Origin of the sequence: Microcystis ichthyoblabe FBCC-A1114 (genome assembly GCF_050500245.1) — a bacterium.
GTDB lineage: Bacteria > Cyanobacteriota > Cyanobacteriia > Cyanobacteriales > Microcystaceae > Microcystis > Microcystis ichthyoblabe_A.
In genome coordinates this window covers 4,198,000-4,224,854 of sequence record NZ_CP191408.1, presented here as the reverse complement: position 1 = coordinate 4,224,854, position 26,855 = coordinate 4,198,000, and the positions used below count along the sequence as shown (strand labels likewise).

At 43.7% G+C, this 26,855-nt stretch carries 25 protein-coding genes and 3 pseudogenes; 8 read left to right on the top strand and 20 right to left on the bottom strand.

The annotated features are described in order from the left end of the window. Positions 1-169: 169 nt before the first annotated feature. From ACQY1Y_RS20530 to ACQY1Y_RS20480, 11 genes and pseudogenes are all read right to left on the bottom strand, one after another. Positions 170-335 (bottom strand): annotated as a pseudogene (locus ACQY1Y_RS20530) (transposase); the annotation flags it as partial. Positions 336-571: 236 nt separating this feature from the next. Continuing rightward, on the bottom strand, positions 572-1,321 hold the full coding sequence (locus ACQY1Y_RS20525; RefSeq protein ID WP_002754107.1) for an SIMPL domain-containing protein: 750 nt from the start codon (positions 1,319-1,321) through the stop codon (positions 572-574). 462 nt (positions 1,322-1,783) lie between these two features. Continuing rightward, on the bottom strand, positions 1,784-3,082 hold the full coding sequence (gene eno / locus ACQY1Y_RS20520; RefSeq protein WP_430013467.1) for a phosphopyruvate hydratase: 1,299 nt from the start codon (positions 3,080-3,082) through the stop codon (positions 1,784-1,786). A gap of 46 nt (positions 3,083-3,128) precedes the next feature. Next, the gene (locus ACQY1Y_RS20515) at positions 3,129-3,890 is read right to left on the bottom strand and encodes a DUF3887 domain-containing protein (RefSeq protein WP_430013466.1); all 762 of its coding nucleotides are present in this window, start codon (positions 3,888-3,890) and stop codon (positions 3,129-3,131) included. Positions 3,891-4,005: 115 nt separating this feature from the next. Next, positions 4,006-6,084 carry a glycogen debranching protein GlgX gene (gene glgX, locus ACQY1Y_RS20510; protein ID WP_016515291.1) on the bottom strand — a complete coding sequence of 693 codons (2,079 nt, stop codon included), beginning with the start codon at positions 6,082-6,084 and terminating at the stop codon, positions 4,006-4,008. Between the two features lie 235 nt (positions 6,085-6,319). Beyond that, on the bottom strand, positions 6,320-6,598 hold the full coding sequence (locus tag ACQY1Y_RS20505) for a UPF0175 family protein (RefSeq protein ID WP_002797556.1): 279 nt from the start codon (positions 6,596-6,598) through the stop codon (positions 6,320-6,322). Between the two features lie 156 nt (positions 6,599-6,754). Continuing rightward, positions 6,755-8,710 (bottom strand): AAA family ATPase, encoded by a 1,956-nt coding sequence (locus ACQY1Y_RS20500; RefSeq protein ID WP_002735424.1) that lies wholly within the window; start codon positions 8,708-8,710, stop codon positions 6,755-6,757. A gap of 133 nt (positions 8,711-8,843) precedes the next feature. Beyond that, positions 8,844-9,224: pseudogene (locus tag ACQY1Y_RS20495) on the bottom strand (DUF2887 domain-containing protein); the annotation flags it as partial. Then, positions 9,223-9,999 (bottom strand): DUF2887 domain-containing protein, encoded by a 777-nt coding sequence (locus ACQY1Y_RS20490; protein WP_430013465.1) that lies wholly within the window; start codon positions 9,997-9,999, stop codon positions 9,223-9,225. The pseudogene ACQY1Y_RS20495 and the gene ACQY1Y_RS20490, both read right to left, overlap by 2 nt. 4 nt (positions 10,000-10,003) lie before the next feature. Continuing rightward, on the bottom strand, positions 10,004-10,900 hold the full coding sequence (locus tag ACQY1Y_RS20485; protein ID WP_430013464.1) for an Rpn family recombination-promoting nuclease/putative transposase: 897 nt from the start codon (positions 10,898-10,900) through the stop codon (positions 10,004-10,006). A 136-nt stretch (positions 10,901-11,036) separates the two neighbouring features. Then, complete coding sequence (locus ACQY1Y_RS20480) at positions 11,037-11,837, bottom strand: Rpn family recombination-promoting nuclease/putative transposase (RefSeq protein WP_430013463.1); 801 nt, start codon at positions 11,835-11,837, stop codon at positions 11,037-11,039. Between ACQY1Y_RS20480 and ACQY1Y_RS20475 the strand changes: the two genes are divergently transcribed. Further along, positions 11,836-11,997: a hypothetical protein gene (locus ACQY1Y_RS20475; protein WP_164516996.1), complete on the top strand. Its 162-nt coding sequence runs from the start codon at positions 11,836-11,838 to the stop codon at positions 11,995-11,997. The two genes, ACQY1Y_RS20480 and ACQY1Y_RS20475, sit on opposite strands and share 2 nt — an antisense overlap. A 5-nt stretch (positions 11,998-12,002) precedes the next feature. Here the strand turns inward: ACQY1Y_RS20475 and ACQY1Y_RS20470 are convergent, their stop codons facing one another. After that, positions 12,003-12,311 (bottom strand): hypothetical protein, encoded by a 309-nt coding sequence (locus ACQY1Y_RS20470; protein WP_024971306.1) that lies wholly within the window; start codon positions 12,309-12,311, stop codon positions 12,003-12,005. Between the two features lie 6 nt (positions 12,312-12,317). Here ACQY1Y_RS20470 and ACQY1Y_RS20465 point away from each other — a divergent pair, with 6 nt between their 5' ends. Genes ACQY1Y_RS20465 through ACQY1Y_RS20455 form a run of 3 tightly spaced genes read left to right on the top strand, consistent with a single transcriptional unit; the run spans position 12,318 to position 16,221 of the window. Next, positions 12,318-14,228 carry a heavy metal translocating P-type ATPase gene (locus ACQY1Y_RS20465; RefSeq protein ID WP_430013462.1) on the top strand — a complete coding sequence of 637 codons (1,911 nt, stop codon included), beginning with the start codon at positions 12,318-12,320 and terminating at the stop codon, positions 14,226-14,228. Positions 14,229-14,248: 20 nt separating this feature from the next. Continuing rightward, entirely contained in the window at positions 14,249-15,529 is a 1,281-nt protein-coding gene (gene hisS / locus ACQY1Y_RS20460; RefSeq protein WP_430013461.1) for a histidine--tRNA ligase, read from the top strand. Positions 15,530-15,570: 41 nt separating this feature from the next. Then, a complete protein-coding gene (locus tag ACQY1Y_RS20455) occupies positions 15,571-16,221 on the top strand; it encodes a hypothetical protein (protein ID WP_430013460.1) in 651 nt (216 codons plus the stop codon). Between the two features lie 399 nt (positions 16,222-16,620). Here ACQY1Y_RS20455 and murJ read toward each other — a convergent pair whose 3' ends face one another. Both murJ and ACQY1Y_RS20445 read right to left on the bottom strand, forming a co-directional pair. Beyond that, a complete protein-coding gene (gene murJ, locus ACQY1Y_RS20450) occupies positions 16,621-18,348 on the bottom strand; it encodes a murein biosynthesis integral membrane protein MurJ (RefSeq protein ID WP_430013459.1) in 1,728 nt (575 codons plus the stop codon). Next, positions 18,293-18,829, bottom strand: coding sequence for a hypothetical protein (locus ACQY1Y_RS20445; RefSeq protein ID WP_069475280.1), 537 nt, complete (start codon positions 18,827-18,829; stop codon positions 18,293-18,295). The genes murJ and ACQY1Y_RS20445 overlap by 56 nt, the downstream gene beginning before the upstream one ends. 287 nt (positions 18,830-19,116) lie before the next feature. On the opposite strand from ACQY1Y_RS20445, the gene ACQY1Y_RS20440 reads away from it, so the two are divergent. From ACQY1Y_RS20440 to ACQY1Y_RS20430, 3 genes and pseudogenes are all read left to right on the top strand, one after another. Beyond that, positions 19,117-19,314 carry a DUF5615 family PIN-like protein gene (locus tag ACQY1Y_RS20440; protein WP_430014702.1) on the top strand — a complete coding sequence of 66 codons (198 nt, stop codon included), beginning with the start codon at positions 19,117-19,119 and terminating at the stop codon, positions 19,312-19,314. A 51-nt stretch (positions 19,315-19,365) separates the two neighbouring features. Continuing rightward, complete coding sequence (locus ACQY1Y_RS20435) at positions 19,366-19,572, top strand: hypothetical protein (RefSeq protein ID WP_002737153.1); 207 nt, start codon at positions 19,366-19,368, stop codon at positions 19,570-19,572. Between the two features lie 174 nt (positions 19,573-19,746). Beyond that, positions 19,747-20,064, top strand: a pseudogene (locus ACQY1Y_RS20430) (hypothetical protein); the annotation flags it as partial. Between the two features lie 147 nt (positions 20,065-20,211). Here ACQY1Y_RS20430 and ACQY1Y_RS20425 read toward each other — a convergent pair. The 3 genes from ACQY1Y_RS20425 to ACQY1Y_RS20415 form a co-directional block, all read right to left on the bottom strand. Further along, the gene (locus ACQY1Y_RS20425) at positions 20,212-20,586 is read right to left on the bottom strand and encodes a putative quinol monooxygenase (protein WP_002735682.1); all 375 of its coding nucleotides are present in this window, start codon (positions 20,584-20,586) and stop codon (positions 20,212-20,214) included. Positions 20,587-20,812: 226 nt separating this feature from the next. Next, complete coding sequence (locus ACQY1Y_RS20420) at positions 20,813-21,706, bottom strand: formylglycine-generating enzyme family protein (protein ID WP_430013458.1); 894 nt, start codon at positions 21,704-21,706, stop codon at positions 20,813-20,815. Positions 21,707-22,015: 309 nt separating this feature from the next. Continuing rightward, the gene (locus ACQY1Y_RS20415) at positions 22,016-23,107 is read right to left on the bottom strand and encodes an ISAs1 family transposase (RefSeq protein ID WP_430013457.1); all 1,092 of its coding nucleotides are present in this window, start codon (positions 23,105-23,107) and stop codon (positions 22,016-22,018) included. A gap of 76 nt (positions 23,108-23,183) precedes the next feature. Between ACQY1Y_RS20415 and ACQY1Y_RS20410 the strand changes: the two genes are divergently transcribed. Next, the gene (locus tag ACQY1Y_RS20410; RefSeq protein ID WP_238560436.1) at positions 23,184-23,348 is read left to right on the top strand and encodes a hypothetical protein; all 165 of its coding nucleotides are present in this window, start codon (positions 23,184-23,186) and stop codon (positions 23,346-23,348) included. A 53-nt stretch (positions 23,349-23,401) separates the two neighbouring features. On the opposite strand, the gene ACQY1Y_RS20405 is transcribed toward ACQY1Y_RS20410, so the two are convergent. The 3 genes from ACQY1Y_RS20405 to ACQY1Y_RS20395 all read right to left on the bottom strand — a co-directional run bounded on the left by ACQY1Y_RS20405 (position 23,402) and on the right by ACQY1Y_RS20395 (position 26,695). After that, positions 23,402-24,322, bottom strand: coding sequence for a hypothetical protein (locus ACQY1Y_RS20405; RefSeq protein WP_430013456.1), 921 nt, complete (start codon positions 24,320-24,322; stop codon positions 23,402-23,404). Between the two features lie 76 nt (positions 24,323-24,398). Then, positions 24,399-25,202: a type 1 glutamine amidotransferase gene (locus ACQY1Y_RS20400; protein WP_002735455.1), complete on the bottom strand. Its 804-nt coding sequence runs from the start codon at positions 25,200-25,202 to the stop codon at positions 24,399-24,401. A gap of 155 nt (positions 25,203-25,357) precedes the next feature. Beyond that, positions 25,358-26,695: a Mur ligase family protein gene (locus tag ACQY1Y_RS20395; RefSeq protein ID WP_002776995.1), complete on the bottom strand. Its 1,338-nt coding sequence runs from the start codon at positions 26,693-26,695 to the stop codon at positions 25,358-25,360. Positions 26,696-26,855: the final 160 nt, after the last annotated feature.

Here is a 26,855-nt window from a genome sequence, read left to right as displayed (position 1 = left end):
AGAGCCGTTTCACTCTCTCCTTGCTATGAGATAGGGGCTGCTGAAAAATTCGCTCCAGAAATCATGCTATTGAATGCCACTGATTTGTCGCCCAATTGATAAGTTTTGCTTGGGTAAAACAACTTTAAACATAATTTTTATTAAAGAGCAGGACTATCTTAGTTCATTTGTTCGCAAAAAAAGCCAGAAAGACAAAAAAAGCCCAAAAAAACTGCCGAAGCAGTTGGGAAAGATTGACAACCAAAAAGATAATAGCAAGGACAGTTCCTGAAGTTTCAGGTAGTTTTGTCATGACCAGATTGAAACTAAAATCTTCTCTTAGCTTGTCCGGACTTTCTGGGAGCATCTCAGATGTGCAGAAATACCGACAATCAACAATGATCAGTCATCCTTAAATTAGTACAAATGTATGAACAACCGCATCTAAGCATCCCACTGCAAAAGCTAATCTGCGGCGGGATTGAGGAAAAAATCGCCATTAAGCGCGAATTTTAGAAGATAGTTTCCCTGGAAAAATCCCCACTGGGTAGATTGACAAAAATCAGATGCACCCCTAGGTAAAGGCTATAATTCACTCGATCCCGAACGTCACCGAAACCACTGCGGTAATATCTTTGTCGATCGAGGAAGTGTCGTAAATTCCCGAATCGCTCACGTCAGTGGAATTGCGCGAGGTGATCTGAAAAACTCCCGTTTTCGCATCGCGCACCCTTCCCACCCGACTGCCGGTACTACTAGCGATCGCCTCAGCCCTCGCTCTCGCATCTTTGGTCGCCGCCGCCACCATTTCCACCCGCAGCTTATCCAGTTGGGTGTAAAGATATTGGGGAGGTTCAGAGACGAGGTTAATTCCCTCCTCAATCAATTCCGTTACCTGCCTAGAAAGTTCCGTGTAACGGGCCACATCGCTCGCTCGGATCTCGAAGCGTTGGGTGAGACGATAGGCGAGAATTTGTCCGGTTTCCTGGCCGTTAACTGTTACTTCGGGAATCGCCATCGTCTCGATCGCGTTGGTGGTGATTGCGTCTTCGGGAACTTGTTTTTCTTTGAGATAAGCTCGTATCCGCTGGGTTTGCCGGATCAGATCGCGGTAGGCATCTTGGGCGGTAGGTTGTTGACTGGAAACCGATAAACGCCAGAGAAGATAATCGGATGTAATCGCCCTTTTGGCCGAACCAGTGACGACAAAAACATCGCTCGCCCGTTTCACCGCCAAGAACGAGCGTGCCGCTATCCACGAACTCAAGACGAGAGCGATCGATAGCACTGATAAACCCGCGAACACCTGTGGGAAACGTCGAAATATAGAACTGTCTTTCATCATCCCCATCCTAGAAATCTGACGTTTCCATCCTATGCTAGTAGCGAGTGCCTTGAAATTATTATTTACAAAAATCAATGGAGGTCGCAATCTGACGGGATGCTTTCCCTTCCCCAAAAACTCCCTAGCGCTGACGGCGACAACGCCCGATAAGTTCAGCTTGACCATGGAATGGGCTTTATCCCCCTCTGTTTAACCCGAACTGTGGTTAAATAAATACTTCGCCGAAAAAGGTTTCAGCGAAGTACCACAATAGTCAGTGACCAGTTATCAGTTATCAGTACCTTTAGTATAACACCTTTGATCCAAAAATCATAACTTTGTGCAAAAAAAAGGCCACAAATAAATACTTCGCCGAAAAAGGTTTCAGCGAAGTACCACAATAGTCAGTGACCAGTTATCAGTTATCAGTACCTTTAGTATAACACCCTTTTTCGATCACTGCAAGACTTTTTGCAAATTTTAGGCCAAGAATTTTGGACCTAAACCGACTTTCGGCGCGTACACCGCCCGATCGCCCAATTCTTCTTCGATGCGTAATAAGCGATTATACTTAGCCACCCGTTCACTGCGACTGAGAGAACCGGTTTTAATCTGTCCGGCATTAGTAGCCACCGCCAGATCTGCGATCGTGGTGTCTTCCGTTTCTCCAGAGCGATGACTGATAACAGAACGATAACCGTGACGGGTGGCCAGGGCGATCGTTTGTAGGGTTTCCGTCAAAGAACCGATCTGATTGAGTTTAATCAGGATCGAGTTAGCAATACCCAGATCGATCGCTTTTTGCAGACGGATGGGATTAGTCACCATCAAATCATCGCCCACCAACTGAATCCGCGCCCCCAGTTTATCGGTCAATAATTTCCAGTTATCCCAATCCTCCTCGTGTAAACCGTCTTCAATAGAAATAATCGGATAGCGATCGACTAAACTGGCCAAAAAATCCACCATTTCGGCCGGAGAATGGGCCGAACCATCGTAGATGTATTGACCATCCTTATAGAATTCACTGGCGGCCACATCCATAGCTAAAGCCACCTCCGACCCCGGTTTATAACCAGCACGTTCGATCGATTCAATCAAAATATCCAAAGCTTCCTGATTTGAAGCCAAATTAGGAGCATAACCGCCCTCATCGCCCACACCGGTCAGTAATTTGCGTTCGTGCAAGGCCTTACCCAAAGCGGCGAATACTTCCGCTCCCCAACGCAAACCTTCCTTAAAAGAATCGGCCCCGATGGGGAAGATCATAAACTCCTGAAAATCGACGTTATTATCAGCGTGAGAACCACCATTGATCACGTTCATCATCGGGACGGGTAGCACATTGGCTATCGGACCACCGAGATAACGATAGAGAGGCAATCCCAGATCCGCCGCCGCTGCTTTGGCCGTAGCCAGAGAGACGGCTAGGATAGCATTAGCCCCTAATTCTCGTTTATTGGCCGTGCCATCGCGATGGATCATAGCTAAATCGACACTAGCTTGGTCGAAAGCATTCATCCCCTCCAAAACCGGGACAATTTTTTCGTGGACATTGCGAACCGCTTTCAGGACACCCTTACCACCGTAACGCTGGGGATCATCATCGCGCAATTCGTGGGCTTCAAAACTACCCGTAGAAGCGCCACTGGGAACCTGGGCCAAACCGAGCGCCCCCGATTCTAACAGCACTTCCGCTTCGATGGTGGGACGGCCGCGGGAATCTAGAATCTCCCTAGCTGCGATCGCTTCGATGGGAACTTCGATTTTATCTAACATAACTTATCGTCTCCAACTCAATTTACGGGGTAATTTCGGCTGATTACTAATTGCCTAAAGGGAAATCCACGTTGACAATCTGCTTTTGATCATCAAAAACGAGGATTAAAGTATCCGTCAGTTTTTCAAATTGAATCGTCACCAACACCAAATCCACGCCGTCCGCACCCGAACCTTTTCTGACCTGAGTTCCCACGATCCGACGCACGGGGCCGGTACGCTTGAGTAAATTCTCCCAAGCGCCTTGTACTCTGGTGGGGAAAACCTCAGCTTTCAGGAAAGGGTGTAAAAAACCTCGGGCCAGGCCGTAGTCTTTATTGGCCAAGGCCGTGACAAAAGCCGTGCCAATCTCAGAAATACTACGAAATTCGGGAAAATCGGCGGCAACTATCTGACCAGCTCGGTTAAAGGTAACTATCACATCGTCGGTAACTTTCTCAAATTCAACGGTGACAATCACCAGATTGGCATTGATAGCATCGAGTACCTTGGTTTTGACAATGCGCTTAAACGGTCCAGTATGGTCAGTTACTTGACTTTCCCAGACCTTTTGCAGTTTTTCGGCAGTCCAGAGGGGTTTTAGTTGGGGTGACAAAGCTGCGATCACCTTGTCGTATTGTTTAGTTCCCAACCATTCCACTATCTGCCGAGCTTGCTTTTCTTCCCGAACGGGATCACCAAGAGCGATCGCAGTCGGTTCTAGGTTCGCCTGTACTGGTGAAGCGCCGAACGGAGTCCAAGGCAGGGAAAAACCAATTAAACACAAAGAGAGAATCGATACCCGTTTCGCTAATGAAAGCCGCATCATTTCAGCTATTGCTCCGCAAATAAATAACGTTTTTCCACTTGACGATTGAATTGATGCCATTGTTCATTAGTTAAAGCATTCAACATCGGTCGATCGAGCAATATCTCTCCTCTTGTTATACTGATTTAACGATTAAAACTACCGCCGAACGCGCTTGCACCCGATAATTTTCCGATTCAATAGCGGCGGCGGCATCTAAATCACAGGCTGCCTCGGACAATTGCCCAGCAGTATCAATGACGCGATGCCATTTTTCCCCTTGTCCCAAGGGTGGTAACTGGAAGTTGAGAGATTCCCAGTAAGCGTTGAGCATAATGTGTAAATACTCGTTTGCCTTAGGATGACGCAGGGAAAAAGCTAAACTGCGGGAATCTTCCGACCAATCGGGTTTACTCAACTGTACACCATGCCAACTGAGATGGGGTTCAAGACTGGTATAGGTGACTTCTAGCAATTTTTCTTGACGGAAAAGAGCTAATTTTTTATTAAAATCGATCAGTCTCCTTACGAAACACCAAAGATCGAACTCTTGCTCTACCGCACTCCAATCGAACCAACTTAACTGGTTATCCTGACAATAGGCGTTATTGTTGCCCTTTTGGGTGCGTCGCACTTCGTCCCCCATCAACAGCATAGGTGTTCCTTGGGAAATGAACAGGATCGTTAAGAGATTTTTTATTTGTTGCAGTCGCAGGGTTTTAATCGCCTCGTTATTGGTTTCCCCTTCTATCCCACAATTCCAGCTAAAATTATCGTTGCAACCGTCCCGATTCTCCTCGCCGTTAGCCTCGTTGTGTTTCTCGTCGTAGGACACTAGATCGTTAAGGGTAAAGCCATCGTGACAGGTAACAAAATTTATACTTCTATTGACATCAGTGTTAGGTCTGTGGTATATGTCGGGGCTTCCTAAAATCCGCGCCGCTAATTTCGTGACTATGCCGGTATCTCCCCGGACAAAAGCACGCACATCATCGCGAAAAGGACCATTCCACTCGGAAAACCAATCGGCAAATTCGACAAATTGACCGACACTATACAATCCTGCCGCATCCCAAGCTTCGGCGATTAATTTTGTCCCGGCTAAGACAGGATCCGATTCGATCGCCCAGATCATGTTATAACCTTTTTGCAGGATCGGTTCCCCGTCCACATTGCGCGATAATACGGCCGCTAGGTCAAAGCGAAAACCATCGACGTGCATTTCCGACACCCAATAGCGCAAACAATCGAGAATCATTTTGCCGACAATCGGATGACTGCCCTTGAGGGTGTTACCACAGCCGGTATAGTTGCTATAGAGGCTTTTATCGACCGCATCAAGGATGTAGTAGGTGCGATTATCGATACCTTTCAAGGAAAGAGTCGGCCCGGTTTCGTCCCCCTCGGCGGTATGATTGAAAACCACATCGAGAATCACTTCGATCCCCGCTTTGTGTAAAGCTTTCACCAGATCTCGAAATTCATTCAAAGGACCCAGGGGTGAGCGATCGCTACTGTAACCGGCATGGGGCGCAAAAAAGCTGATCGTGCTATAACCCCAATAGTTAGTTAACCCCGGCATGGCCGCAGCGGGATCAAAGTAATGAATCGGCAACAATTCCACGGCAGTAATGCCTAGGTTTTTCAAATAGGGTATTTTTTCGATTAATCCCGCAAAAGTACCTCTTTTTTCCTCGCTAACGCCGGAATTCGGGTTACGAGTAAAGCCACCGACGTGCATTTCGTAGATAAAACTGGCAGAGTAGGGAGTGCGTAACGGTTTGTCATCTTCCCAATCATAGCAGCCCGGATCGACCACCAGACCCCGCAAAGCTCGATGACAATTATCGCCTTTTTCGCTGGCAGCTTGTCGATCATAAATTTCCGCACCGACAATCGCTTTCGCATAGGGATCGAGAACTACTTTATCAGGATCGAAGCGATGACCCTGGGCTGCATTATCCGGACCATAGACTCGATAAGCATACACTTGACTGGCTCCAATCCCGTGAACGAAAATATGCCAATAGAAAAAAGTGCGATTTTCTTGGGGATTGAGACGAATAATTTGACTAGGTTGCGGGGAATTGGCATCATCAAATAATAATAATTCGATCGCAGTGGCATACTTAGAAAATAGTGAGAAGTTGACACCATCGGCCAAGACAGTCGCACCGACGGGATGGCTTTTACCGTGATCGGTTTCTAAGGTCATTGTCAAGAGATAAGAAGTGATTAGGAGTAGTATAAGATTATTCGGCGTTGTTGAATTGGCGTACCATTATTCAGCAGACCCTAAGTAGGTAGGTGTTAAAAACCATCAGCGCCCCCTTATTAAGGGTAGTAGGGTTGATTCATGAATCAACCCTAGGATCAAGGGGGTATCAGCGCCCCCCTTATTAAGGGGATATCAAAGGCGAAATCTATCTTCAATTTAATTGAAACGACTATCATAAAAGACTATGATCGTGTTTGTTGCGAAGTTGCTGAAGGGTTTTGCGATCGCTCTCTAGATCGACTTCATTGTAATGTAAATCGGCATCGTGGTTTTTCAAAAAAGCATCCACCACCCAACGAGAAGATAGACCTAAAATACTTCCGACCTCAGCACTGGTGATTTTTTCCGCTCGGTAGGCCTGCACCACCAAAGCCTCTAAAATTTCACGGGTAAGATTATTGTAGTTGTAATGTTGAAGCAATTCATCGGGAATATCGATAGTAATTTTCATGATTTAGCTTCCTTTTTTTTTGGGGTTTACTGATAATGTTTATAGCCTGTCTCATCAAGATTAAGTATGACCTAATTTGATATTGACCACCGACTCCCCACCACGAAAACGTCCTATCTTACCATTAACATAACTGCTATAATATAGCTTTTCAACTTATTTAACATCTTGTACTTCTTTTAACAAGGATAAAATATCGTAGGGAATAAGAGACGGAAAATCGTCAATTACCTTTGAGATGATTTCTAATTTCAACTCAGGTTCTTGCTTAAATTTCTTTAACTTTGGAAAGAGATCTTTCAGAATTTCTTCTAATTTATGCCCTTGAATCCGAAGAAACCACTTAGGTAATTTGATGGTTTTGCCACTAAGATACTGGCATAATAAACAATCATCTTGAACTTCTGATTGAATCTTAGGCTTAACTTTCTCTACTATGAAATCAGCTATTTGTTGAAGCCGAGTATAATCAAAAGTGCCAAAATCAACATAGGTTTCACGCTCACTGAGTCCAACCTCAATGCGTTCTATCAACTTTTCTCGTACAAGAAAAGCTGCTATAAGCACGGGATCAAGAATATAATTCTCGATGCTGTAACGCGTTTCTTTGCCAAGAACTTTAACACGACCATTACCACAATTTTTTAAATCCCAATCAATGATTCCATAGACTGTTCGGTTGCCTCCTTTTTTCAGTTGATTAACAACATCTTTTACTTGATCACAGGTACCATTTCCTCCACCAGACGCGATGAAGTTAAGTGATATCTCAGGAGTTAAATAATCTTTTAGCTTTTCGTGTAATTTCTCATAAAATTGAACATCATAACGGCTTTCAACAAAAACTTGCCGACGATTCTCATAATCTATGCTTAAAGTTGGAACTCCAGTAGTCAAGATAGATAAAGCTTTATCTTTTGTGACCTTTTGCATCCGTCTTTGTTCAGTCTTATACATTGCGTATATAGATTGTTCTGGAGCTAGAGCGACTGTTGAGGGTGAATGGGTAGTTAGAATCACCTTAATATTGCGACGATTGATTAAAACATCTTGAATGGTTCGCAAGAGAGATTGAGTCATTGAAGGATGCAAGGGAGCATCTATTTCATCAAATAGTAAAATTTTGGGATTATCTACAATAAGTTTGTTCTTATCATCAGCGTAATAAAGACACAGTGCAAAAGACATTAAAATCCGTTCGCCTGAAGACAAATCATTGAACCTCACTTGTGAGTTCCTAACTCTATCTGTGAGAATTGGCTCATAAGGGCGATCTTCGTATTGCGGTGGTCGGTTAATCCTGAAATCAAGATTTGCTGTCTCTAGAATACTATTTACAAACTCCCAAGGTGGTTCTCCATATTTGTTTAAAAATTTTTCCTCAGTTAAGAAGCTAACAGTCTCACCTTCTAAATTTGCAACACGTTTGAGCCGATTAGTAAGCCAGTTGCGTTGATAATCTACGAAGATCCTAGCAAGTGACTGCTGAAATATATCAACAGACTGCCAACTTCTAGGAAAATGTTCATAAAAATAATCTTCGTCAAAAGCGACTAAAGGAATATCGGTGTTGCTCTGAAATAAATCGATCAAGCGTTGCCTATTGACTCGATCATTTTGGATAAATCTATTAGTCACATTTTGATTTACAGTAGAAATGGTATCCCGAATAGCTTGAATTATTTGACTTGCTTGCTCTACGCTACTGCCTGTTTTAGTTAATTCTTCTGCTGTAAGACCTATAAGCTCACGAGGCTTAAGTTTATCTAAATCAACTCGATTAAAGTATTGAAGATTTTGAGAAATATGAAGACGAGATTCTTTCACATACTGATTAATTTCATTCCAAAGTCCAGATATTTCTTGAGTAATTTGGTAGGGTGCAAAAGCACCTGTATCTTGTGGAATAAGGTTTGACCAATCAAACCGGCGAATAGGACGTGTTTGATTATTCACTTCTATATCATCAATCCGCATCGACCCATTCTCGATAGCCTCCAGTAAGTGACTTTTCCCCGCACCGTTTACCCCTGTAAGCACCACAAAATCAGGTAGCTCTAGCTCTGGGAAGGAAGTTATTGATTTGTGAATCCTTAGAAACGATAGCTTCATAAGTGTTTATCAACTACTCCGATAATTGGCGATCGCTAATTATTGCTAAACAGCATACAGAATAAGGGTTTTGAAGAAAAGCGGAAAGGAAGATAAGGAAATTATATCTTTACTGCCGAAATCTGAAAATACCCTAGCGCTCGCTCTCTCCCGGCGAACGCTTCGCGCACGCTTCGCGTGACCGAGCCAATTCTAAGACCTGTTCGAGAGATAATCCCAGAGAAGCGGCGATTTCCTTGGGATTAACCCCCGCTCGCAATAATAAGGGAACAGAAGCTAATTTTCCGATGATTTCCCCTTCTTGGCGACCTTCTTGGCGACCTTCTTGGCGACCTTCCTCTAGGGCCTCCTGAAACACACGCGTCTGTCTTAACTCGCTTAAACTAAACATAGCTTCTATCTCCTTTCGAGTAATCCGCGGCAACTTGTAAATCAAAATCGTCTCTATCAATTCTAAAAGTTTCTGTTGGCGATTTTCTACCCCCGTTTCCCTCACTCGCACGATTAACTCCCTAGCGATCGCTATCTTCCGGCGAACGCTTCGCGCACGCTTCGCGTGACCGAGCCACTTCTAAGACCTGTTCGAGAGATAATCCCAGAGAAGCGGCGATTTCTTGGGTATTAACCCCCGCTCGCAATAATAAGGGAACAGAAGCTAATTTTCCGGTGATTTCCCCTTCTTGGCGACCTTCTTGACGACCTTCTTGGCGACCTTCTTGACGACCTTCCTCTAGGGCCTCCTGAAACACACGCGTCTGTCTTAACTCGCTTAAACTAAACATAGCTTCTATCTCCTTTCGATTAATCCGCGGCAACTTGTAAATCAAAATCGTCTCTATCAATTCTAAAAGTTCCTGTGGGCGATTTTCTACCCCCGTTTCCCTCACTCGCACGATTAACTCCCTAGCGATCGCTATCTTCCGGCGAACGCTTCGCGCACGCTTCGCGCACGCTTCGCGTGACCGAGCCACTTCTAAGACCTGTTCGAGAGATAATCCCAGAGAAGCGGCGATTTCTTGGGTATTAACCCCCGCTCGCAATAATAAGGGAACAGAAGCTAATTTTCCGATGATTTCCCCTTCTTGGCGACCTTCTTGGCGACCTTCTTGGCGACCTTCCTCTAGGGCCTCCTGAAACACACGCGTCTGTCTTAACTCGCTTAAACTAAACATAGCTTCTATCTCCTTTCGATTAATCCGCGGCAACTTGTAAATCAAAATCGTCTCTATCAATTCTAAAAGTTCCTGTTGGCGATTTTCTACCCCCGTTTCCCTCACTCGCACGATCAATAGCCTAGCGATCGCTCTCTCCCAGCGAGCGAGCCACTTCTAAGACCTGTTCGAGAGATAATCCCAGAGAAGCGGCGATTTCTTGGGGATTAACCCCCGCTCGCAATAATAAGGGAACAGAAGCTAATTTTCCGATGATTTCCCCTTCTTGGCGACCTTCTTGGCGACCTTCTTGGCGACCTTCTTGGCGACCTTCTTGACGACCTTCTTGGCGACCTTCTTGACGACCTTCTTGGCGACCTTCTTGACGACCTTCCTCTAGGGCCTCCTGAAACACACGCGTCTGTCTTAACTCGCTTAAACTAAACATAGCTTCTATCTCCTTTCGAGTAATCTGCGGCAACTTGTAAATCAAAATCGTCTCTATCAATTCTAAAAGTTCCTGTGGGCGATTTTCTACCCCCGTTTCCCTCACTCGCACGATTAACTCCCTTCCCCGGTTGATCACTTGCGCTTCGGGTAAGCTTACTAACTCTAGCGTCGCTAATCCGAGCGAATCTGGTGGAATATCAGCTAATTCCTCGAGATAAATCCTTTGTACTCTTGTTTCTTGTAATAGCTCTCTATATCGCTCTATATTCTCCTTTTCCACCCTTCGATTCGGATAGATCACCACCCCGCGCCAATTATTTTTTAACTGCGTCTGTTTGAGATAGAGAAAAATTTCGGCGAAAAAACGCGCATAAAACTCCGGATCATTCTGAAACTGAACTTCGGTAAAATAAATTGGTAAATCTTGCCGTTCTGGTAGAAAGACTCCATCGATGCGAAAAGATAGTTGTTTCACCTCTACGGAGGAAAATCGATAGAAATTGGCTAATTCCCTGGGAAAGTCGATTAACTCAAACAGAAGATCGGGAAAGGTTTGAAAAAGTCGGTAGAAAATCGTGTCGGTTTTCATGAGTTCGGTCTATCCCTCTGGTGCGTCGCTGGCTTCTGGAGGAGTATTTTTGACTTTTTTGGGGTTAATTGCCTTCAGACTGCCAATAAAAAGCGATTTTAGCCAATTCCATCGCTTTTTTAGTTCTGAAAATACCCTAGCGCTCGCTCTCTCCCGGCGAGCGAGCCACTTCTAAGACCTGTTCGAGAGATAATCCCAGAGAAGCGGCGATTTCCTTGGGATTAACCCCCGCTCGCAATAATAAGGGAACAGAAGCCAATTTTCCGATGATTTCCCCTTCTTGACGACCTTCCTCTAGGGCCTCCTGAAACACACGCGTCTGTCTTAACTCGCTTAAACTAAACATAGCTTCTATCTCCTTTCGATTAATCTGCGGCAACTTGTAAATCAAAATCGTCTCTATCAATTCTAAAAGTTCCTGTTGGCGATTTTCTACCCCCGTTTCCCTCACTCGCACGATTAACTCCCTTCCCCGGTTGATCACTTGCGCTTCGGGTAAGCTTACTAACTCTAGCGTCGCTAATCCGAGCGAATCTGGTGGAATATCAGCTAATTCCTCGAGATAAATCCTTTGTACTCTTGTTTCTTGTAATAGCTCTCTATATCGCTCTATATTCTCCTTTTCCACCCTTCGATTCGGATAGATCACCACCCCGCGCCAATTGTTTTTTAACTGCGTCTGTTTGAGATAGAGAAAAATTTCGGCGAAAAAACGCGCATAAAACTCCGGATCATTCTGAAACTGAACTTCGGTAAAATAAATTGGTAAATCTTGCCGTTCTGGTAGAAAGACTCCATCGATGCGAAAAGATAGTTGTTTCACCTCTACGGAGGAAAATCGATAGAAATTGGCTAATTCCCTGGGAAAGTCGATTAACTCAAACAGAAGATCGGGAAAGGTTTGAAAAAGTCGGTAGAAAATCGTGTCGGTTTTCATGAGTTCGGTCTATCCCTCTGGTGCGTCGCTGGCTTCTGGAGGAGTATTTTTGACTTTTTTGGGGTTAATTGCCCTCGGACTGCCAATAAAGAGCGATTTTAGCCAATTCCATCGCTTTTTTAGTAAGGATAGCATCGAAGAAAAGCGGAAAGGAAGATAAGGAAATTATATCTCTACTGGCGAAAGTCGTCCCTCTACCGGTTCAAATTCGTCCTCTAGTAGCCAATTTTCCGCTTCCTCGTAACTCGCACCGGTAAATACCACCTGATAACCCTCAGAGGGATCGTACACGCGATAGTTTCCTGAAGATTCAGCCAGTAAAAGCAAGATATAGGGAGGAGATAGCAGCGGATCGATCCAAACCTCGGCAAAATTCCAATTATTATCGGCTAGGTTAGCTGCAGGGGATAACGTCCTAGGGGTTTTCTGCATCGATCTAATTTTTTCTAGAATGGGGAGAAAAGTAATTGCCATCGATCCATGATTCAGAGTATCTCGTCCTCTTGGTTTTCTGAGTATTCCTCGGCAGTTGCCGCAGGAATTTGCGCTATTTTAGTCTTTTTTGGTTGGTTATGCCTACACCTTAATCTGATCGGCCCAGCTTTTATCCTACTAGCGATCGCCTATGTGGTGGGAGGATACGAAAGTACCCAAGCAGGATTGACGACTTTATGGGAGGAAAAAGAACTAGATGTGGACCTGTTAATGATTGTAGCGGCGTTAGGGGCGGCGATTTTGGGACTCTGGGACAGTAATTACTATCTCATCATCGATGGAGCCGTTTTAATCCTGATTTTCGCTATTAGTGGCGCATTAGAACAGATTGCCATGGCAAAAACCGATCGCAATATTCGTTCTCTCATGGCTATGACTCCCGATACTGCTAGATTAATCACGGGAGACAGGGAAAAAGAGGTTCCTATCAAGCAATTACGGATCGGTGACACAGTTTTGGTCAAACCGGGTGAATTAATCCCCATTGACGGCATTATTATGGAGGGAAACAGTCCCATTAATCAAGCGCCAATTACCGGAGAATCCCTTCCGGTGGATAAAACCATCGGGGAAGAAGTCTTTGCGGGAACTCTCAACGGTGCGGGAGTGCTACGTTTAAAGGTGGAAACTCCCCCCGAAAGTCGCTTAATTGAGAGGGTGATTCGTTTGGTAGAAAAAGCGCAAAATGAATCCCCTCCCTCCCAAGAGTTTATCGAAGGTTTCGAGCGAGGTTATGCGAAAATTATCGTGATTTTGGGCTTAATTTTCGGGATTTTACCGCCTTTTTTCTGGGGTTGGACCTGGGAAACCACTATCTATCGGGCTTTAATTTTTCTCGTGGTGGCCTCTCCCTGTGCTTTAATGGCCTCGATTATGCCAGCTTTGTTATCGGGTATCGCTAACGGGGCAAAACAGGGGATTTTATTCAAAAATGGCGCAAGATTGGAGATGATCGGCCGCATACGAGCGATCGCTTTTGATAAAACCGGCACTCTCACCCTTGGTAAGTTGCAAGTGGTGGAAATTATCCCTATCCATGCAGTCAGTGAAAATGAGGTGTTAGCGGTGGCTGCAGCTCTAGAATCCTGTTCCGAACATCCCATCGGATCCGCTATTACCGCCACAGCCAGGGAACGTGGTATAAATTTCTTCAGTGCTAATCAGGTGCAAGCGGTATCAGGACGGGGTATCACGGGAAAAATTGCCGATAAGTCGGTATCTGTGGGCAATTTTGCCTATATTCGTGACCATATTGCTGATCTTGACCAGAATATCCTAGCTATGCGCGAGCGTTTACAAAAAGAAGGCAAAACCCTGGTATGGGTAGTACAAGAGAATCAGATACTTGGTGCGATCGCTGTGTCCGATACCCTGCGGGAATCGGCAGTTAATCTGGTGAAGCAGCTAAAAAAGATCGGTATCGAACATATCGTTTTAATTACGGGTGATAATCAACAAAGTGCCGATAAAGTTGCTGAAAAACTCGGTATTGAGGAGGTTTACGCTGATTTACTGCCCGAAGATAAGTTAAGCGTTATCCAAAATCTCCAAGAAAAATATCACACTGTCGCTATGGTGGGGGATGGCATTAATGACGCGCCCGCTTTAGCTATGGCTAATGTGGGGATTGCCATGGGAAAAGCTGGTAGTGATGTGGCCTTGGAAACGGCCGATATTATCCTTATGTCCGATAATTTAGCCAAAATTCCCAGCGCAATTAACCTCGGTCGTCGTGCCAATCGCATCGTTAAACAGAATATCACCTTCGCCCTCGCGTTTATCGGCATATTGCTAATAGCCAATTTTGCCGGTGATATAACTTTACCTCTAGGTGTCATCGGTCATGAAGGATCGACGGTATTAGTGACTCTAAGCGGTTTAAGATTGTTCAAATAGGGATAAAAATACAGAGAACTATGGGCGAAATCCAGGCAATCCGAGGCACAAAAGATATTTTACCGGCGGAGGTCGGTTACTGGCAGTGGTTAGAGGAAACTGCCAGCAGAATTTTAGGGACTGCGCTGTATCAAGAGATACGAACTCCCATTTTTGAACAGACGCAACTTTTTGAACGGGGTATCGGGGAAGCGACGGACGTGGTGGGTAAAGAAATGTACACTTTCTTTGATCGCGGTCAACGTTCCCTGACTTTGCGACCGGAGGGAACGGCTGGGGTCGTTCGCGCCTACATTGAACACAAATTACAGGCCGCTGGAGGAGTACAAAGACTCTGGTATCAGGGGCCGATGTTTCGTTATGAACGTCCGCAAGCGGGTAGGCAGCGACAGTTTCATCAAATCGGGGTCGAATTGTTGGGAAGTGATGATCCTAGGGCGGATGTGGAAGTAATTACCCTTGCCAGCGAGATATTAAAAGCTGTGGGGCTAGAAAACCTAAAATTAGATATTAATTCCCTGGGAAATGCCCAAGATAGGCAAAATTATCGTCAGGCCCTGCTAGATTATTTGACTCCCTACAAAGCTGATTTAGACGCGGATTCTCAACAGAGATTAGAAAAAAATCCCCTGCGAATTTTGGATAGTAAGGACGAGAAAACCAAGATTATCTGTAAGAATGCCCCCAGTATTCTTGAACATCTCGGCAGTGATTCTCAAAAGCATTTTGAACGGGTGCAATCTTTACTAACTGATTTGGGAGTTATCTATAATCTTAATCCCTGTTTAGTGCGAGGATTGGACTATTACACCCATACGGCCTTTGAAATTCAGTCCGATGATTTAGGCGCTCAAGCCACGGTTTGCGGTGGTGGTCGTTATGATGGTTTAATAGCTCAATTAGTCGGTCCAGACACACCAGCAGTGGGTTGGGCGATCGGTTTAGAACGTCTGATTATATTATTACAACAAAAGCAATCTTTATCTTTTTTGGTTCCCGATTTTTATCTCGTCTCCAAAGGAGAAAAAGCTGAGGCCCGCAGTGTGGTATTAGCGCAGCAATTACGCGGATTGGGGTTTAGCGTTGAGTTAGACTTAAGCGGCAGCGCTTTCGGAAAACAATTTAAACGGGCCGATCGAGCTAAGGCCGTGGGCTGTATAATTTTGGGGGATGCTGAGGCTGAAAATGGCACGGTACAACTGAAATGGATGGCCACCCAAGAACAAATTAGTCTAACCCAAGCGGATTTATTGACACAAGCAGGGGAATTAAAAGCGCAAATCTCCAGGCACAAATCCTAAGTTTTAGCGTCATGGCCAAACATTAGGCCTAGGCTAAGATTATGGAATTTATACTGCAAAAACAAGGGGAGAATCACGGACGCACAATTTCTACTAATTCCCTAGAAATTGTCTCGGGAAACTATCGTCTCTTGGCCCGTCTGGATTCTCCTTTTGTCAATATCGAAGTGCGTATCGATTACGAATCTCCGGAAAGTAGTGAACGATATACTCATTATTACCGATCGGATGCTGGGGGGTGGCTGGAAATTTTTTCCTATCGAGATTTGGGAATAGGTAGCTGGAAAATTCGCTGTTATGGGGATATTTTGGCCGAATTAGGGGGGCAAGGTTGGCAAGAAATGTTAACTTTAATTGTTACTCCTGTTAAGATCAATTATCTGGCTCAATTAGAACAGTTAATTAAAACCGAAATTGAACCTTTCTTAGCACGAGAATACTCTCCAGAAATGGTAAAATTAGAATTGGCCGATTTAACTAATAATTCTGCGTTTGTTTTTGATTTATGCCTACCAGAGGAAACAATGACTGCTGGGGAAGGGGTAACTCTAGAACTGCCAGAACCTGCTAATATGAAAAAGAGCCTTCAAAGTTTATCTAATCGCAATTCTGCACCCCTACCCCCGAAAATATCCGGTTCTAATTCTCGCCGAAAATCCCCGCAACTTCCCCCAATTCCTAAAAATAAATAACCTTTCGCAATTCTGCACCCCTACCTCCGAAAATATCTGGTTCTAATTATCTCAGGGACTTTTTCCCTGAAAATTAGATAATTGACCAGATGAAAATCGGTAAAACCCTACACCCTACACCCAGAAAAAACTTTTTCAGCAAACCCTATGTAGGGTCTGCTGAAAAAGTACGGGCGAAGCATTCGGATAGAAAATCTACGGTTTCACCGATAGGTTATTGTCCGAATGCTTCGCCCCTACAGGACGCGGGCCGATGAAGACGCAAGGTTTTGAACGACGATTCTCTCAAAATCTTGCACCTGTGAGAGCAAAATAGAACCCTAAAACCCTTACCTCGTCTATATTTCACATTTATTCAGCAAACCCTATGTAATGATGAGGTGAGGCAGCAACTTAAACCTAAGATTTTTTCAAGAACTTCTGACGAACTCGTGAGATTAATAGGTCTAATTCCGGTAACTTCAATAACATCGCACCAAGGAGGAATAAACCCACCGCTACGGTTGAAGCAAAACCTAACTGTAATAATTGTAGGAAAATATTACCAGCACCGAAAACCTTTTCCCAACCCCAACTAGCACCCCAACTACTAACACCAGAAAGCATTGTAATTACCGTTAATCCCAATAAGGATAAACCCCATTCTCCCAAGGGTAAACCCCCTAAACGACGATTTAAAATCACCGTAAAAATGCCCATAGAAAGGATATTAACCCCCACAGTTGCTAAAACAATCCCCGGAGTACCAAAAGGTCTATACAAGAGGAAATCCAGCGCACCATTGAGAAAAATATTTACCATACTCACCTTAAAAGGAGTTTCGCCATCACCCAAAGCATAGAACACTCGTACTAAAACATCGCGACCGAGATAGAAAAACATCCCGAAACCGTAGGCCATTAATACGGGAACCACCTGTTCCGAGGCAGCCAGATTAAAGGCACCCCGTTGATAGATAACCCGCACTACCGGGAAAGCGAGGGCGATAAAGATAGCGGTGAAGGGTAACATGGTTAAAGCCGTCAATAATAAACCCTGACGGATTCTTTGCTTCAATTCTCCCCAATTTTCCGGTTCCGTCAGTCGAGAAAATATCGGCATAAACGGCACGAGAATCATGTTAGACATGATGCCCAAGGGCGTGAGAACGATAAAACTGGCGTAACGCATGGAAGCAGCGGCATTTTCGATAAAAGAAGCGAAAAAGAGGTCAGTATAAACGTTAATATGCAACATTCCCGAAGATAAGGTGGCCGGAATCATCACCCGCAACACCTCCGACACCCCCGGTATCCGCCAATCCCAACGAAATATTAATTTTCCTAAACCTGCCTTGACTTGTGCGCCCACTTGTGCTAACCATTGCCAGAGCGCCCCGACGAGAGTACCACCGGCGAGGACAAAACCCCCCAGTTGCACATATTGCGGCTCATCAATGCGATCGCCAAGAAACCAAGCCAGCAAACCCACCCCGATAATCACCGCCACACTGGAAAAAAGCGGACTGAGACTCGGTAGCCAGTATTGGTCCGCCGCGTTGAGAGTACCGAAACCGATGCCGATTAAACCGGCTAAAACCGCCATGGGGGCCATAATTTGCAGTTGTTGAATGGCCATGCTGCGGGTGGCGGCATCTAAACCGGGAGCGAGAACATCGATAAAAATATTGGCAAAAACGATTAAAAAGACGGTGACAGTTAATAAAATCGCACTGACTAGGGTGGTGACAGTCTCGACAATCGGTGCGGACTCGGATTTATCTCTTTTGGCCAAAACACTGACCAAAGCACTGTGAAAGGGGCCGTTAATGCCACCGAGGAGAATTAACAGAAAACCGGGGATAACGTAGGCAAAAGCGTAGGCGTTCACCACTGGCCCGACACCGTAGGCAGCGGCGATTACCTGTTCGCGGACTAAACCAAAAACCTTACTGATTAAGGTGGCAACGGCGACAATTCCGGCAATACCGGCTAAGGAACGGGTAGCTTTCTTATTAATGACGACACCTCGAAAGAAAACAACTGCATTGATCGATTCTACCCGTTTCTGTGTTCCCGTAGAAAAGCGCTCTCTAGTTGTCAAATTTAATTTGACTGGAGTGTATAACACCCATTTCCCCACAGACATTCGTATAATACCAAGAGCCAACCGAACCATAAATATTGATGGTTCTACGTTCTCTGACTGAACAGATGATATTGCCATTGGGGGATGTTCTCACATTTGATGGTGGAGAAAACACTATTGCTGTAGCGATTCTTGATGTGGATTGAGAACTATTAAATCTGTAACTACACACCACCTCTAGCATTGTTTGAGTCGCCTGAGAGCGGGGACGATGAATTTGTCTTTCGGGAAAAGTCGTCCAAGTTCCGTTATCACAATTAGCTTGGCTAACCAGTCGTTGATTTCCTAAATAATAAACAAAGTCAACACTACGCGAACTAGCCGGAACAATTGAACATAAATCGATGTTAACGCTTTTTCCCGTCACAGCAGTTCCGGCAAAGTAATTACAAGTTTGAGCCAAAACTATATTGGGTTTTGCCCAGGAAGTACCGACTACCATTGTCAAAGATAGACTAGAAATCAAAATAATTTTTTTCATGGTTGATTTGACATTTTCTGGAGGCTTTTTCTGAGATCATTTTATACTCAATTGAATTGCGGCTAGAACCTGATGGCGACAAAATATTAGTATTTTTTATCTAATTCTCTGTTCCCGTAGAAAAGCGATCGCTAGTTGTCAAATTTAATTTGACTGGAATGTATAACACCCATTTCTCCATAGACATTCGTATCATACCAAGAGCCAACCGAACCATAAATATTGATGGTTCTACTCTTGATTACAAAAATCCCCCGTTCAAGAAAACTTAACAATGCCCACCAGCGATCGCAGTTGACAAGACTAAAGCGATCGCACTGGATGAAAGTATTTCTAAGGCGATCGCCAAAGGTTTAAGGATGCGAGGGATTGATGTTACAATGTCTTCAGAGAAAGAGCTAATGGGGGTTTCTGATGAGGAACAGTTAGCTTATGCTTTATTGCAAGGCCGAGTTATTTTCACTTTTGATGATGGCGATCGCTGATGCTTCTACGCGCTGTGCTAACATCTCCAATATTATAGGTGTTTTTGCTTTATGAAAAATCAGTTATTAAAATTAGCTTTTGAAGTAGAAATTGAAGAAGGGGAGCAACTCAATCTTCCCAGTTCTATTGTGCAAGGAATTGGTAAAGGGAAGTGGGTGATTACTATTCAGCCCAAAACCTTAGTTAGCGATCGCCTTCATTCTTCTTTTCTGAATAGTTATGCCTCAGAAGACGAAGGTTTATATGACGATTATTAAAGGAGGTGAGTTCTGGGTTGCCAAAATTCTATTTACTGATGGTACATCATCAAAAAAAAGACCTGTGTTGATTCTTTGGGTTGATGGAGATGACGTGTGAGTGGTTATACAACGGTGGTCCCTACCAGTTAGTCATTTTCCACTTCTTACTAGGTGTCTTCTGCTACCTCGGTCGGACGTTTAATCTTCCAATACGCTTCTTTCAACAACAGCCGCTCTCTGCACTTCTTCTTAGGTGCTTGGCCGGTAATCGGTATCTGGTTTACGGCAATGGGTGTTAGCACCATGGCGTTTAACCTCAACGGTTTCAACTTCAACCAGTCGATTCTCGATTCTCAAGGTCGTGTAATCGGTACCTGGGCCGATGTGCTGAACCGCGCTGGTATCGGTATGGAAGTAATGCACGAGCGCAACGCTCACAGCTTCCCCTTAGACTTGGCTAGTGGTGAACAGGCTCCTGTAGCTCTGACTGCTCCTGCTATCAATGGTTAAGTTCTAGTCTGAACGAAAAAGCACTCCTGCGAGGGGGTGCTTTTTTGTTTCTTTCAGAGAAGAAACCAGAATCTAGGGATAATGGAGGACAAGGATCCTTTATTTATACTCTCTAGTTTACTTTTTCTCTTTTCTGTCAGTCTGGGGTTAGGCTTCGCTGGTGCGGCGAATACCTTCGTCGAGAATGAAGAACTGAGGGTTAAGAGAAGCCAACGGCTCCCGCAGCTTTTCGATTTCGGCAGCGGGAGCGTGAACTTCTAGGCGAATAATCTTGGCGATTTTGAGAAGTTCGTCTAGCAGTTCCCCGACGTTTTGCAGGTGGGCAAGAACTGCGGAAGCATCGACGTAACCCTCGCGGCAATGAAGAATATTGCCGCTAAAGGAAAAAGCATAATGGATACAGCCCTCTTCGGTGCGGGTTCTCTCAATGAACTTGGGGCTTAGTTCCTTGAACGCAGCAATTTTTCCTTCTGGTACTTCAAAGTAGGGTACGAGGGTACAGCAAGTATCGATTTTGAACATTAGATTCTCCTTTTAGGTGGTGCGGAGGGATACCTCGCGTTTGTGGTCTCTTCTGTCAGTCTTGAAAATTTTAACGAATTTACGTCGTTTCAGGCTAGGAGAAATCAAGATTTCAACCCACTTTGACAAAAGAGAGATCATTCTCTCAATCCCTTTATAGTACACATATAGTACATTTGCCCAAAAAAATCGAACAAGGGTAAAAAGGGAAAAAAGAGGAAAAGGGTTACAGAGTCCTCCCGAATACGCAGACTACCCGAAAACCGAGAATGTCGAGGCGGTAGTCGCGGCGGTTGAAGTTGATGCGAATCGCGGAACGGCAGAAAAAAGGATTGTTGCCCCAGGAACCGCCCCGCAGCACTTTTGTAGTAGATTTGTTCTTACTAATCCAAGCACTCCCATCCGTGGGTGCGCCTTGATAATTAGGGTGATAATCGTCCTCGCACCATTCCCAAACGTTTCCGTGCATATCGTACAGTCCAAAGGCATTAGCTACCTTAAAATAGCCTACTGGTGTCGTCTGTTTTCGATCGATGCCTTTTAGTCCCCTTCCATAATTCCCTGGATAAACTTTTTTGTCTTTTTCCCAATCAGTTCCGCTGTAATTAGCCAAATCTGTGGTAATCGTCTCCCCAAAATGAAAAGCGGTTGTTGTCCCCGCTCTACAGGCATATTCCCATTCTGCCTCACTCGGTAGCCGATACTCCCGTTTTGTTTCCCTTGATAATCGTTTACAGAATTCTGTTGCTTGCTCCCAGTTTACTTGTTCTACGGGTCTTGTCCATCTATCCTGCTCTTGATATGGCTCTTTGAAGTGGGAAGGCTCTAGTTCTAGATCGATGTCTATTTTAGCAGTTGCGGCGATCGCTCGCCACTGTACTTGGGTGATGGGATAGCGTCCCATGAAAAAAGCTGAAATATTAACGGTGTGTTGAGGACTTTCTCTTTGGAAATAGTCTCGATCGTATTCTTTACAGAGTCTTTCTATTTCTTGATCTGGGGTTCCCATCTGAAAGGAACCGCTAGGGATAAGCATCATGTCGAGATTAATCCCTTCCCCTAAATTCTCGCTGTAATATTGTGCTTCTCGTTGCTGTCGGTGAATGATTAATTTAGTCATTTTTTCTGAAGCGGTTAAGTAGCTGGTTATAATTAAATTGAAGATGGATTTTGGGATCGATCCCCCCTTAATCCTAGGGCTGTTTCATTTAAATTAAGTATAGCTGATTTTGAGTCAATAAATTTGATCGAGGATTCTCAAGTTTATCTTTTTCTAATCAAAAGAGTTAGTCATAATAACTAATCTTTAATCTTCTGCCAATATTTATTATGAATAGATTGATAAAGCCTGTTCCCAAGCCACTAAAAGCCTATCTCTCTTGAAATTGTCGAGAGTACATCCTGTTAATTTAGCTAATTTTTCTGCTTCTTACGTCGATAAAACTATCAGTTTTTCCCAACGTTCAGCTAACCACCTCTGTCCCTCCGTTATTGAGAGAAAACCCAAACCTCTGAAAAGATTCAATCCTATGGTTGTGAGAATTGACCAATTGCTTGCCCCTTGAAAATCACTTATCTCGCTTTTATCTTCCTCAAAAATTACATCTTTTACCCAATGTAACTGATTTTCTATTTTCCAGTGTCCTCGAATAATTTTAGCAAATACTTGAGCGGATTCGGTTAGGCTACTGATATAGTAAGCTGTTTCTTCATAGGTTTTATCCCCGCGACTACCCTTTCTTTCTACTTTAATAACTCTTCGCAGATTTTCAAACCCTTGTCTTTCATTTTTTCTAACTTTAAAAACTTCTATTTTTCTTGATATTTTTCGTCCATGACTATTATCTTGTTCAAGAAAGCAACTTTCTGGCTTTGAGGAATTACTCAGGTCTTGTATTCGCTGATAAAGATTTTTCTGATTTCCTTTAACGGTGATAACATAATCATTTTTACTCTTGGCTATTAAGCTGATTGTTTTTTTATGACAGTGTAAAGCATCGCCAGTAAAAACTTTATTTTGGAGAGAGCAATTCTCAATTATAGCTTGCCCTTCGTCGATTTCAGACCCTTTTTTGTTTTCAATTCTTTTTAAGTGTAATACTAATCCACTTTCTTGACTAAACAATGAGACAAACATGATGAAATTTTGTTGTTCATTATTAGAATTCTTTAGGGTGTTTTTGAGACTTTTTCCATCCATCCCTAGCCAATTTATATCATCTCTTTGTCCATATTCTTCTAATGCCCATTCGTTAAATATTTTTAACAAACTCTGCCAGTCAACTCCCATCATTACCCTTATAATTGTTGAATAGGATGGGACTCTTTCTGGAATTATGTTAAATTCTTTACTCAGCCTGTGCCGATTATTTTTAGCAAACTCTCCTAGCTCTCTATAACCTGAGTATCCTAGCATTGTTCCCAGTATTATTACTACTAATACTATCCATAAATGGTGTCTTTTTCCTTTATCTTTCCGAAAGTCCTTGACTTGTTTTAGTTTTTCTATTAAGCTCAACATATATTTGAAAGGTTGGCGGTCACTCCTCATTTTACCTGACTGTGATCGCTTTTACTTTTGATATTCTGATGGGAGAATGAAACAGCCCTACCCCAATTGCCCCTACAGTCCTTCCTCAACAACAGGTTGTCTCATTTACGTTAAAACCTATCCTGTTACTGATACAACCGCCAGATTTGTGGTGGGTGATGATTTCCAAGAGCCTGAAGCAACCATCTATGGGATTGAGGGTAGGACGTAGAGCCAAAAAAGACAGGCAGGGAGCCTGTCTAAAAAACCAAACAAATTTATCTATCAGTTGGCCAAAAATAGGGAGTTTTTTGCGTCAAATTTCCAAGCAATACCATCGGGATCTCTGATACGACTCCAATCGGCGAATTCTGTTTCGGATTTATTTTTCTTGTTTCTACCCAAAACGGCTGGGGTAACTCCTAAACGTTTAGCCAAATCCGCCAAACTCATCGATGAGATGGTTTCAGATACAGAGGTTAGTGATTCTTCCCTAACTTCTGATTCTGATTGGGATAAAGAACTGGCAGAACTGTTTAAACTAGGATTAATTATCTCCTCCCGTTCTTGAATTACCGTTTCTTGAACAGAGATTGCTGCGGTATTTTCTTCCTCTTTTTCCTCAAATAATTTACCTAAATTGGTCAGGGGTTGGGAGGAGGAAATAACAGGAACCTCTGGGACAGAATTTTCGCTTTTCTCGGCGACAATCAGAGAGGATTTAGCCTCCTGGGATTGCCCTAAATTGGTCAGGGGAGATCTCGAGGCAGTAATCGCAGGAATTTGTTTTTCCCCTATTTCTTCTAAAGAGGGGTCACTCTCATCAAAAATACTACCCAAGGTACTGGCGGTGATAAAGTAATAGGCCATACCCTTATCGCCTACAGCTTTTTTTTGCGCCCCAAATTCCTCAGCTTTTCTGTCTAAAAATTGTCTGGCTAATTTGGCCGTGAGATTGGCTTTTGCCGATAGGTCAATCGGGGTGAGACAACCTTGATTGTCCTGTAAAAGTTGATTGAAATAGGGGTTAATCACCGTCGATAATTTTGACCAGCGATAGTCTTGCCACACCTTGACTGCCAGAGTTAAGAGGAAGACAAGTAGGATCAATGGCCAAGCGGTAAAAACAAGGATGATTAGCACCGCTAGGGGGATGATGAGGACGAGAAACCCCGTCGTCTGACGATCGATAATTTTTCCAGTCATAATTTCATAAGCTGCCAGAATTAAAATTTTTAATGGCTAGTTTGACTATCTCCTGCCATAAGTGTATATGACCAGTTTAGGCTTTATTGGTCACGCCGGTTAGTTCTAGTCGTTCAAACATGGCAAATCGTGCTTTCAGGGCCAGAGAATCATCAAGTTTTGTTAAAAAAACGGGTTTTTGATACTTTTGTTCTAAAGCTTTTTGGATTAACCAATCGGCTAAAAAGGGATTTTTGGGTAGTAGGGGACCGTGGGCATAGGTAGCGATCGCATTGTGGTAAAATGCTCCTTCATAACCGTCCTCTCCGTTATTTCCGTAACCAGTAATCACCTTTCCCAAGGGAGAAACGGTTTGTAAATAGGTACGACCCCCGTGATTTTCAAAGCCAATTACTAGCGGTTTTTCCCCAGTCATAGCTTTAATTTCCTCCGCTAAGGGAGAGGCCGTAATTTCAAAAACCACGTTACCGATACAGCGTTTTGCATTGGGGCCAGGATGTTTACTTACTAGGTCTAATAATCCTAATCCTTCGATTCTTTGACCGAAAGCTGGTTCGTAATAATGCCCTAATAATTGTGGGGAACCACAGGTAAAAACCCCTGGTATTCCTGCCGATAATTGTTCTTTCATCGCCGCTGCTTTTTTCCCCTGTAAATCGCGCATAACGATCTCCTGTTGCCGATCCTGCGCTCCACCCCCAACAATTATATCTACTTGGTAAAATGTCTCGGCTTCTGTTTGAGCATCTAGGGGAATAATTGTCACAGGAATATCACGCCATTGACATCTTCTTTGAATAGTAATAACATTACCTCGATCGCCGTAGGTACTCATTAAGGTCGGATATAACCAGCCGATTTTTAGTTCTAGTTCTTGCATAATTTTTTAGGGGATTAGGGAATGGGGGATAAGACACAGGCTGCATCTCAAGTTTGTAGAAATATCAAAAATTATTACCAGTATATGAACAACTGCGTGTAAGCATCTCACAAAAAAAGCTAATGTAAGCTTGCGCTTATGTCCCCCTTTTATTTCTACAAAATCTTTCGACCCGTGAGAATCTCTCGTACTTCTAACATAGCAGAATAGGTGGGTAAAATATGTAAAGTTTCCTCATTTTTGGTGTTATTAAGGGCAATTTGGATCGCTTTTTTTAGATCGGATTCAACAATTAAATTAACCGGATAAGCGAGACTATCCTGACTATATTGTAAGCGCAAAGCCATGTCATAAAGTCGATCGCCTGTTACCACTAAAGTTGTTCCCAAACGGGTTAATTTTTCCGTATCCACATCCCAAATCCAAGAAACATCCGTCCCGTCGGGGATGCGATCATTGAGAACTAAGAGAGTAGTAGAAGACTTTTCTTTCTGTAAAATATCAGCCACTGCGCGAATTGTTTCATTCATACCCACGGGATTTTTAGACAGTAAAATCCTAACTTTTTTACCCTCAATTTCTAATTCTTCCGCTCGACCAAAAGCCGCTTTAAAACCCTGAACTGTCTCAAAAATTTCTCGATCTTTAATCCCTAATTCCTGGGCTACTAAACCCGCCGCTAAAGTATTATATTTATTATAAACACCGATTAAAATCTGCGGCCAATCGTGACTATGAAAAGCAGGATTACTCTTTTTAAAGCCACAACTAGGACAACTAAAATCCCCTAAATGGGAGAGATAAACTCCGCGATAATCCAAAGAAGCGCCACATTTAGGACAGTAAATAGAATCGACAGCGTGGGGAATTTCTTCTAGATATAATTCTGGCTCACTTAAGCCAAAATATACAACTCTTTGAGGCAGTTGTTGACCCAAATGGGAAAGAGTCGGATCATCAGCATTGAGAATCACTAAAGTATCGGTGGGTAGGGGAGATATGGCCCCTTGCCAACGGCGACTAATCGTATCCACTTCCCCATAGCGATCGAGTTGATCGCGAAACAAATTAAGAGCTAAAATAGCGCGAGGACGACAATCTTTTAAAACCAAAGGGAGAATATTTTCATCCACTTCTAAAATGGCATAATCAGCCTTTAAAGTGCCGAATAAATTGGCATCGGCTAATAAAGCAGTGATTAAACCATTAATTAAATTTGCCCCAGTGGTATTATGGGTGACTTTTGCCCCCTGACGCTCTAGAATAGTTCTTAGCAGTAGGGAAGTGGTAGTTTTTCCATTCGTGCCAACCACCAAAATTACCCCCCGTCGGACTTGCCCACAAAGTAGCGGCAACAAACGGGGATGGAGACGACGGGCAATTTCCCCCGGCAAGACGCTGGCGGCCCCTAAACGGAGTCCTTTAACCACAGCAGTAACGGTTTTAGCCACCGCTACGGCTATCCCTAAACGGATGCGATCAAACAATTGCATGAAGTGAGATTCTTATAGCTGTTTCGTGATTTTACCCCTAAAAGAAGACCCGTAAACGGGGTAAGTTCCCATTGATTCTTTTCTACTGACAAAAAAGACAGCCTATAATATAGGTAAGTTTGGGGCCGATTCTACCGCACACGACATTTTAGGGCTAGAG